5 protein-coding genes are annotated in these 5,359 nt (G+C 73.5%); 4 read left to right on the top strand and 1 reads right to left on the bottom strand.

The window, feature by feature from the left end; translation table 11 throughout:
• Positions 1-169: 169 nt before the first annotated feature.
• A complete protein-coding gene (locus HUW36_RS24645; RefSeq protein ID WP_174530348.1) occupies positions 170-490 on the bottom strand; it encodes a hypothetical protein in 321 nt (106 codons plus the stop codon).
• 108 nt (positions 491-598) lie between these two features.
• Here HUW36_RS24645 and truB point away from each other — a divergent pair, with 108 nt between their 5' ends.
• The 4 genes from truB to HUW36_RS24665 all read left to right on the top strand — a co-directional run.
• Positions 599-1,483 (top strand): tRNA pseudouridine(55) synthase TruB, encoded by an 885-nt coding sequence (gene truB, locus HUW36_RS24650; RefSeq protein ID WP_174530349.1) that lies wholly within the window; start codon positions 599-601, stop codon positions 1,481-1,483.
• A 30-nt stretch (positions 1,484-1,513) separates the two neighbouring features.
• Positions 1,514-2,440: a bifunctional riboflavin kinase/FAD synthetase gene (locus tag HUW36_RS24655; protein ID WP_091579929.1), complete on the top strand. Its 927-nt coding sequence runs from the start codon at positions 1,514-1,516 to the stop codon at positions 2,438-2,440.
• Between the two features lie 184 nt (positions 2,441-2,624).
• Positions 2,625-2,894 carry a 30S ribosomal protein S15 gene (gene rpsO / locus HUW36_RS24660; RefSeq protein WP_013284678.1) on the top strand — a complete coding sequence of 90 codons (270 nt, stop codon included), beginning with the start codon at positions 2,625-2,627 and terminating at the stop codon, positions 2,892-2,894.
• A gap of 221 nt (positions 2,895-3,115) precedes the next feature.
• Positions 3,116-5,359, top strand: a 2,244-nt coding sequence (locus HUW36_RS24665; protein ID WP_174530350.1) for a polyribonucleotide nucleotidyltransferase, incomplete at its 3' end; no start/stop codon positions are given.

Genomic DNA, 5,359 nt, shown 5'->3' on the forward strand with positions numbered 1-5,359 from the left:
GCGGCGCCGGCGGTCGCGCCGAGCAGCAGCACCACGCCGAGCGCCGCCGTCAGCCGGCGGGCCCGCCGCCGGCACCAGATCCGCAGGCGCACGACGAGACTCGGCCGGATCTCCCGCTCCAACCGGTCCAGCCAGTCGGGGTGGCCGTCCCGCTCGGATCCCGGCGGGCTCAGCACTGTTCCGCGACCTTGAGCGAGCGGTCCAGGTCGTACGCGGCGTCCGGGTGCTCCCCCACCGGGACCTCGCGCCAGCGCTGGAGTCCCTGGTAGCCGGCCGCCGCGACCGAGCCCGCCCAGACCAGCAGGAGCAGCGCGGCCGCGCCGCCGAGCAGCTTCGCGGAGTGCCGGCTCAGGCCGATCCGCCACCGGTCGGCCCGGCCCGGCGCGACCTCCGGGGTGGGCTGGCGCAGCCATTCCGGAACCGGGCCGAGCGGTTCCGTCGGCGGGCGGTCGGCGGGGTGGGGGTCGGGGGCGGAACGGGGATCGGTCATCGGGCTTCCCGGGCAGGCGCGGCGGACGGCGGCTGATCTTGACACCCCGGCGCGCCGGGCGGTATCCCCCGCGGGGCCGGTCACCGCCGTCTGGCAGGCTTGGCGGTCGTGAGCGCAGACGGTCTGATCGTGGTCGACAAGCCCGGCGGCATGACGTCGCACGACGTGGTGGCCCGCGTCCGGCGACTGGCCCGGACCCGCCGGGTGGGCCACGGCGGCACGCTGGACCCGATGGCCACCGGCGTGCTGGTGATCGGGGTGGGCCGGGCGACCCGGCTGCTCACCTACGTGATCGGCGCCGGCAAGAGCTACACCGCGACGATCCGGCTGGGGCAGTCCACGGTCACCGACGACGCCGAGGGCGAGGTGGTCGCGAGCACGCCGGCCGGCGCGGTCACCGACGAGGCGGTACGTGCCGCGCTGGCCGTGCTCACCGGCGAGATCGACCAGGTGCCGAGCGCGGTCAGCGCCATCAAGATCGACGGGCAGCGGGCGTACAAGCGGGTCCGCGACGGGGAGACCGTCGAACTGCCCGCCCGCCGGGTGACCGTGTCCCGGCTGGACGTGCGGGCGATCCGCCGGGACACCCCGGACGTGGTGGACGTGGACGTCGACGTGACCTGCTCGTCCGGGACGTACATCCGGGCCCTGGCCCGCGACGCGGGCGTGGCGCTCGGGGTCGGCGGCCACCTCACCGCGCTGCGTCGCACCTCGGTCGGCGCGTTCACGCTCGCCGAGGCGGCCACGCTCGACCAGCTGGAGGAACGCGCCCCGGAGGTGGTGAACCTGCCGCTGGACGCCGCCGCCGACCGCTACTTCCCGCGCCGGGACGCCACCGCCGAGGAGACCAGGGTGCTCTCCCACGGCGGGCCGCTGGCCCCGGTCGGGATCACCGGGCCGTACGCGGTCTTCGACCCGGCCGGCGGGCTGATCGCTATCGTCAGCGAGCGGGACGGACGGGCCCGCGCGGAGATCGTGCTGGCCCCGGCCTGACGGCGCGCGGGCGGACAGGGGAGGAGCGGCATGCAGCGGTGGCGGGGGTACGAGGCGGCGCCCGGCGGCTGGGGGCGCTCGGTGGTCACCATCGGCGTCTTCGACGGCGTGCACAAGGGGCACCAGGCCACCATCGGTCACGCCGTGGCGCGCGCCCGGGAGCTGGGCGTCAAGTCGGTGGTGGTGACGTTCGACCCGCACCCGGCCGAGGTGGTCCGCCCCGGCTCGCACCCGGCGGTGCTCACCGAGCCGGCCCGCAAGGCGGAGCTGATCGAGGCGCTCGGCGCGGACGTGCTCTGCGTGGTGCCGTTCACCCCGGAGTTCTCCCGGCTGCCGGCCGAGGCGTTCGTGCACGACATCCTGGTCGAGCACCTGCACGCCGCGCTGGTGGTGGTCGGCGACAACTTCCGGTTCGGGCACCGGGCGGCCGGCGACGTGGCGCTGCTGGAGCGGCTGGGCCGTACGTTCGGTTTCGCCGTGGAGGGGGCGCCGCTGGTCGCCGAGGCGGGCACGGTCTTCTCCTCCACGTACATCCGGTCCTGCGTCGACGCGGGCGACGTGCGCGCGGCGGCGGCGGCGCTGGGGCGGCCGCACCGGGTCGAGGGCGTGGTGGTCCGCGGTGACCAGCGCGGACGTGAGCTGGGTTACCCCACGGCCAACCTGCTGACCCACAGGTACGCGGCGGTGCCCGCCGACGGGGTCTACGCGGCCCGGCTGGTGCGCCGCGGCGGCGACCCGCTCGCGGCGGCGGTCTCGATCGGCACGAACCCGACCTTCTCCGGGCGGGAGCGCCGGGTCGAGGCGTACGCGCTGGACTTCAGCGGCGACCTGTACGGCGAGCGGCTGGCCCTCGACTTCGTGGCGCACCTGCGTGAGCAACGGACGTACGACGCGATCGAGCCGCTGGTGGCCCAGATCGCCGAGGACGTGGAGCGGACCCGTCGGGCGGTCTCCTGACCCGCGCGGCGGACCTTGACCGGCCGGTCCGGGGCGGGGCTGGTAGGCTGGCGGAGACGTCGGCTGACCGACGGGGGCCTCGCGTGCCTGCACGACGCCGCGGGTGCGAGGAACCGGGCCGTTGCACCGGTCACCACGACCGCTCCGACGGACCTCATCGAACGACCCACGAAACAGGGAGAACATGGCGCTCGACCAGGAAGCCAAGGCCAAGATCCGCCAGGAGTACGCGACCGCCGAGGGCGACACCGGTTCGCCGGAGGTGCAGGTCGCGGTCCTGACCAAGCGGATCGCGGAGCTGACCGAGCACTTGAAGGTGCACAAGCACGACCACCACAGCCGCCGCGGGCTGCTGCTGCTGGTCGGCCGGCGCCGCCGGCTGCTCAACTACGTCCAGAAGAAGGACATCAACCGCTACCGGTCGCTCATCGAGCGGCTCGGCCTGCGCCGATGACCTGACGGGGGAGTGGCCGCTCGGCCGCTCCCCCGTTCCGGTACCACCAGAAGAAACCGGCCGCGCGACGACCCGAGAGGGAGCCGGTCAGCACCGGTCTCCGGTAGTGGCCCCCGGGAGCCCCGGCACCAAGCCGGCCCACCCGGGCGCTTCGATCGAAGACCGGCCGCCTGAGCAGTTCCCGTGTCGTCGGCCGACGACGCGAAGGAGCACCACAGCACATGACCGAGACCAACCTCGGCACCGAATCCCGCACCGCCGTGATCGACAACGGGTCCTTCGGCACCCGCGAGATCACCTTCTCCACCGGCCGGCTGGCCCGGCAGGCCGCCGGCTCCGTCGTCGCCCAGCTCGGCGAGACGGTCGTCCTCTCCGCCACCACGGCGGGCAAGCAGCCGCGCGAGTCGTTCGACTTCTTCCCGCTGACCGTCGACGTCGAGGAGCGGATGTACGCCGCGGGCCGGATCCCCGGCTCGTTCTTCCGCCGTGAGGGTCGGCCCAGCGAGGACGCGATCCTCACCTGCCGCCTGATCGACCGGCCGCTGCGTCCCTCGTTCGTCAAGGGCCTGCGCAACGAGGTCCAGGTCGTCGAGACCGTCCTCGCGCTCGACCCGCAGCACCCGTACGACGTGGTGGCCATCAACGCCGCCTCCATGTCGACCAAGCTCTCCGGCCTGCCGTTCTCCGGCCCGATCGGCGCGACCCGGGTCGCGCACGTCGAGGGCCAGTGGGTCGCCTTCCCGACCCTGGAGGAGCTGGAGCGCGCCACCTTCGACATGGTCGTCGCCGGTCGCACCCTGCCCGACGGCGAGGTCGCGATCATGATGGTCGAGGCCGAGGCCACCCCGCACGCGGTGACCCTGATCTCGGGCGGCGCCACCGCCCCGACCGAGGAGATCGTGGCCAGCGGCCTGGAGGCCGCCAAGCCGGCCATCCGCGAGCTGTGCCGGGCGCAGAGCGAGCTGGCCGAGGTGGCCGCGAAGCCGGTCGCCGAGTTCCCGGTCTTCCTGGACTACTCCGACGACGTGTACGACGCGGTGGCCGGCGTGGCCCGCGCCGACGTCACCGAGGCGCTGAAGATCGCCGGCAAGGCCGACCGCGAGGAGGCCCTGGACCGGATCAAGGCCAAGGTCGCCGAGGAGCTGACCGGTCGCTTCGAGGGCCGCGAGAAGGAGCTCTCCGCCGCGTTCCGCTCGCTGACCAAGTCCGAGGTCCGCAACCGGGTGCTGCGCGAGCAGGTCCGCATCGACGGCCGGGGCCCGCGCGACATCCGCCCGCTGACCGCCGAGGTCGGCGTGCTGCCGCGGGTGCACGGCTCGGCGCTGTTCGAGCGCGGCGAGACCCAGATCCTGGGTGTCACCACGCTGAACATGCTGCGCATGGAGCAGATGGTGGACACGCTGTCCCCCGAGAACCGCAAGCGCTACATGCACAACTACAACTTCCCGCCGTACTCCACCGGTGAGACCGGCCGGGTCGGCTCGCCGAAGCGGCGCGAGATCGGCCACGGCGCGCTGGCCGAGCGGGCGCTGCTCCCGGTGCTGCCGTCGCGCGAGGAGTTCCCGTACGCCATCCGGCAGGTCTCCGAGGCGCTCGGCTCCAACGGCTCCACCTCGATGGGCTCGGTCTGCGCCTCGACGCTGGGCCTGCTCTCGGCCGGTGTGCCGCTGAAGGCGCCGGTCGCCGGCATCGCCATGGGCCTCATCTCCGACGAGGTCGACGGCAAGACCCAGTACGTGACGCTTACCGACATCCTCGGCGCCGAGGACGCGTTCGGCGACATGGACTTCAAGGTCGCCGGCACCCGTGACTTCGTCACCGCGCTGCAGCTCGACACCAAGCTCGACGGCATCCCGTCGGACGTGCTGGCCGCCGCGCTCCAGCAGGCGCACGAGGCCCGGCAGACCATCCTCGACGTGATGCAGCGGGCCATCGAGGCGCCGGCCGAGATGTCGGACTACGCGCCGCGGGTCACCACCGTCAAGATCCCGGTCGACAAGATCGGCATGGTGATCGGCCCGAAGGGTCAGACCATCAACGCGATCCAGGACGAGACCGGCGCCGAGATCTCCATCGAGGACGACGGCACCATCTACGTCGGCGCGACCAACGGCCCGTCGGCCCAGGCCGCGGTGGACCGGATCAACGGCATCGCCAACCCGACCCTGCCGAAGGTGGGGGAGCGGTTCCTCGGCACCGTGGTGAAGACCGCCGCCTTCGGCGCCTTCATCTCGCTCCTGCCCGGCCGCGACGGCCTGCTGCACATCTCCAAGGTGGGCGACGGCAAGCGGGTCGAGAAGGTCGAGGACTTCCTCAACGTCGGCGACAAGGTCGAGGTCGAGATCGCCGACATCGACGCGCGCGGCAAGATCTACCTGGACAAGATCCGTCCGGAGGGCGCCGAGGCGCCGGCCGCCGGTGAGGCCGCCGGTGGCGAGCGTCCGGCCGGCCGGGACCGCGGCGGC

This window comes from Micromonospora maritima, from assembly GCF_902825405.1.
Taxonomy (GTDB): Bacteria; Actinomycetota; Actinomycetes; order Mycobacteriales; family Micromonosporaceae; genus Micromonospora; species Micromonospora maritima.

What these genes read in the sequence shown, in the direction of transcription:
- HUW36_RS24645 (WP_174530348.1), bottom strand. Translation starts at nt 490, where the DNA reads ATGACCGATCCCCGTTCCGCCCCCGACCCCCACCCCGCCGACCGCCCG.
- HUW36_RS24655 (WP_091579929.1), top strand. Translation starts at nt 1,514, where the DNA reads ATGCAGCGGTGGCGGGGGTACGAGGCGGCGCCCGGCGGCTGGGGGCGC.
- rpsO (WP_013284678.1), top strand. Translation starts at nt 2,625, where the DNA reads ATGGCGCTCGACCAGGAAGCCAAGGCCAAGATCCGCCAGGAGTACGCG.